We start from the raw sequence: 3,720 nt of genomic DNA on the forward strand, positions 1-3,720 counted from the left end.
AAAAGGGAAACTGAAAATTTCGAAGAAGAAATTCCAGAGCCTTCAGACAGATGAGGTGAAGGTCAAAATCGTTGGACAAAAAGGCTCATATTACAAAGTTGAGCTGGTCGAGTGAAGCTCCCATGCTCCTCCTCAACTTCGCCCACCCCCTCACCGACGAGCATTTGGCCCAAATCGAACACCTGACCGGTCAGAAGGTCGACCGGGTCATGGTGATCGACAGTCAGGTGGATACGCAGCAGCCCCTGGCGCCCCAAATCGCGGCCATGGCCGATGCGGCCGGGCTCACCCCCGAGGAATGGCAGACTTTGCCCATTCTCATCAACCCGCCGGCGCTCAACTTCAGCGCGGTGCTACTCGTCGCCGAGTTGCATGGCCGCATGGGGTACTTCCCGCCCTGTATTCGCATGCGCCCCGTGGTGGGGCCCGATGGCCAGCGGGTAGTACCGCCCCGCTTTGAAGTGGCCGAGATCCTCAATCTGCAGGCGTTGCGCGACGAGGCCCGTCATCGCCGCGCGCCGCGCTGACCCCACCGGGCGCCTGACCTGTTGGGCACCGGCTGGACTGGCCGAGGACGCGCCCCCACGCCCCCCCCTGCCCCCCTTCGCCGGAGGGGAGGGGGCGCTTGACCTCGCCACCTCGGAAGGGCAGGAAAGTCGGCCTCACCGGCGCGCCGTCCCCTTGGGGGAAACGCACCGCCCGCAGCACCGACCTCCGCCTGCCCATGGAGTCGCCTTCGGTACCGGTTGCCGACCTTTTCCCCATTCGTTGGGGAGCACGGCTCGGGACGCTTGAGGTACACTTAGGGCGCGATGCGGAGCCGCAGGGGGACACCAGGCTCCCCGTGCTGCGCCGAGCGTGTGATAGGAGGGATGGACACCCATGTCGTTGCACCTGGACTACACCGGCCATCCGTTCTTGGATGTGGGCTTGGCAACGCTCACCGCCTTCGCCCGCAAGCGCCATCCGCGCGACCTCACCACCGACGACTTGGAAACCGCCGCCCGCTGGATGGCGGAGCACTATGTGGTGGACCCGCTGAAGTCGTTCCTCACCGTGGCCTTTCCCAACTCGGGCTTTACCCAGCCCGCCTACAACAAGAAGCCTGAAAAGCGCCGCGTTTACGCCCGTCGGGTGCTCTTCGCCGCCCTGGACGCAACGCTCACCGCGGAGCGCGACCCTTTCACCGGCCGCCCGGCCGCAGCCGTGCCCTACGATGTCAAAGGCACGCTGCCCCCTGGTCGGGCCTTTCGCCAGCATGTGCCGCTGCTCAGCGGCGAAGGCTACATCAACTTCCACCCTTATGGCGATGCCGGCGTGCCCCTCAGCGGCGAGGCCATGCTGGCCTTCCAGGCGCTGCCCCTGGGCTGCGCCAAGGTGGGCGGCAGGCTGCTGGCGGTGCACAGCGACGATCCGCGCATCCTGTTCCACTTCGCCCGCACTTTCTTGGAGACCAATCGCAAACATGTGCAAGCCGCCCGGGCCGCCGGGGAGCGCAAACTCCCCGAAACCAGCCCCCACAAACCCAAAACCACCTTGGTGGAGATCCTGGTCGATGCCTTGCAGGAACGCCGGGAAGCCGTGCGCGGCGTGCCGCCTACCGTCACCGGCTACTACTTCACCAACAGCGGGCAAGGAGCCGAACTGGACCTCTTCCCCCTGCCCTTAGAGGTCAGTGACTTCCTGCAAACCGCCCTCAACCCCAAATACCGCCCGGCATGGGACCAACTGGTGGCCCGGGCCTGGCAGATCACCAAAGCCAAGCGGGGTCAAAGCGAGGCCCCGCCACCCCGCTATAACCGCCTCTATGAAGACCTCTTCGCCCTGCCCCAGGATGCGCCGGGGTTCATCCGCCGCTACTTCCTGCGCCGCCGCCACGGCGCGTGGGGCAAAGATGACCCGACGGCGGCCTACGACCTGCGCCGCGAGGCCGCTTTGCTCTCCTGGCAACTGACCGAACTCTTCCTGCGAAAGGTGATGCTTATGGACGCCGAACGCATCCAACACATCCGTGAACTGGGCGACGCCCTGGCCGAGTACATCGTCGGCCAGAACGACCGCCGTTTCTTCCGCGCCTTCCTCACCGCCCAGCGCTACGACCACCTCCGCATGGCCCTCATCAAGGCTTCCCACGCCGAGGTCAAGCGAGGGCGGCCGCCCCTCGTCACCCTGGAGCGCTTCCTGGCCGTGTTCGAAGAGGCCGAAGGCGTGCCCTACGCCGATTGGAAATTGGGCCGCGACCTGGTGCTCATCCGACTCTTCGAGCAACTTTACGCCAAGGGCTGGCTCCAGGAACACGCCAAGGAAGTCGAACTGCCCGAAACCGAAGACGAATCCGAGTAAGGAGGTCCCCATGTCCTTCATCACCGGCTTACTCTTGATCGATGCCCCCGCCTCGGCCCTGAACAATTTGGGCACCATCCCCGGCGGGGCCACGGACAACGCCGTGGGGGTAAAGACCATCCCCACCCGGGAGGGCCGCTACCCCTATGTCTCAGCCCAGGCTTTCCGCTATTGGCTACGCACCACGGTGGAGAAAGGCCCATGGGGCTGGCAGGCTGCGCCCATCTTCCGTGAGCAGAAAGTCGCCTACACCGATGCCAACCCCATTCGCTGGTGGGATGATGACCTGTTCGGCTATATGCGGGCGCCTTCCAAAAAAGCCGAAGCCGTCAAAGCCCGCGAGAAGAGCGGCCTGGTGGCCGAGGCTACGCCCACCAAGGACACGGTCACCCGCGTCTCGCCCTTCCGGGTGAGCACCTTAGTCTCCCTGGCCCCGGTGCGCATCGTCACCGATTTTGGCACCATGTCCCGCCATGAGGGGGATCCCGTACCCCATGAGCACGAGTTCTACCGCGCCACCCTTCAGGGCCTGTTTTCCCTCGACCTGCACATGGCGGGCACCTTTACCTATGTCAACCGCACCGGCTTCCTTAACCTGGACGAACCCCGGCGGCAGGAAGCGCAAGAAAAGGGGCTGGAGCACCTGGAAGCCGAGCAAGCCTACCGTCTGCCTCACGAAGAGCGGGTGCGCCGCATCCGCGCCTTGCTGGAAGGGCTGGCCCACCTGGAAGGCGGGGCCAAGCAGAGCCTACACTACACCGATGTGACTCCCGACATCGTCTTCGTGGCCGTCACCCGAGGCGGCAACCACCTCTTCGGCCACATCTTCACCACCGATAGCCACGCCCGCCCCGTGCTCCACCTGCCCGCCCTGGCCGAGGCCCTGCTGGTGTACGGCGATGACGTCCTCTCCGACCTCTACATCGGCTGGACGCGGGGCTTCTTGGATGCCGAGCGGGCCAAACTGGAGGAAGCCCTGAGCGAGGGCGGTGCGTTGGAAACTTGGGCGACGCGGGTGTTCATCGCCCACCCCCGGGAAGCCCTGCAAGCCTTGGCCCGGGATCTGGAGGACCATCCCGAGTGGCTGGCGTAGGTTCCTGGACCTCGGGGCGGGGCCCGACAACCTGAGCGGGTTTCGTCCTTCAGGGTACGGGATACCCCCGAGGTCCGGCCCTCACTAAAATCTTCCGGACCCAGAAGGCCTTCCCGGCCCCGGTTCATCCCCAGGAGGACCGAACGGTGACCGAAACGCTGCGTGTCCTCAAAATTGTGGCCGAGGGGCTGACCACTTCGTTCCGCTATCCCCACTTCATGGTCGGGGTGCAGCCCACTTACGAGATGCCCCCACCGGCCACCCTTTACGGCCACATCGCCAGC

General features: G+C 65.2%; 4 protein-coding genes. All 4 read left to right on the forward strand.

Going from position 1 to position 3,720, the window contains the following annotated elements; all coding sequences use genetic code 11:
• Positions 1-122: 122 nt before the first annotated feature.
• Entirely contained in the window at positions 123-527 is a 405-nt protein-coding gene (locus G4O04_05935; protein ID HEY58059.1) for a hypothetical protein, read from the forward strand.
• A gap of 355 nt (positions 528-882) precedes the next feature.
• Positions 883-2,343: a type I-B CRISPR-associated protein Cas8b1/Cst1 gene (locus G4O04_05940; GenBank protein ID HEY58060.1), complete on the forward strand. Its 1,461-nt coding sequence runs from the start codon at positions 883-885 to the stop codon at positions 2,341-2,343.
• A 10-nt stretch (positions 2,344-2,353) separates the two neighbouring features.
• Complete coding sequence (cas7i, locus tag G4O04_05945) at positions 2,354-3,436, forward strand: type I-B CRISPR-associated protein Cas7/Cst2/DevR (protein HEY58061.1); 1,083 nt, start codon at positions 2,354-2,356, stop codon at positions 3,434-3,436.
• A 158-nt stretch (positions 3,437-3,594) separates the two neighbouring features.
• On the forward strand, positions 3,595-3,720 hold a 126-nt coding region (gene cas5 / locus G4O04_05950; protein HEY58062.1), incomplete at its 3' end, for a CRISPR-associated protein Cas5.

It is taken from the genome of Anaerolineae bacterium (assembly GCA_011176535.1).
Lineage (GTDB): Bacteria > Chloroflexota > Anaerolineae > Anaerolineales > DRMV01 > DUEP01.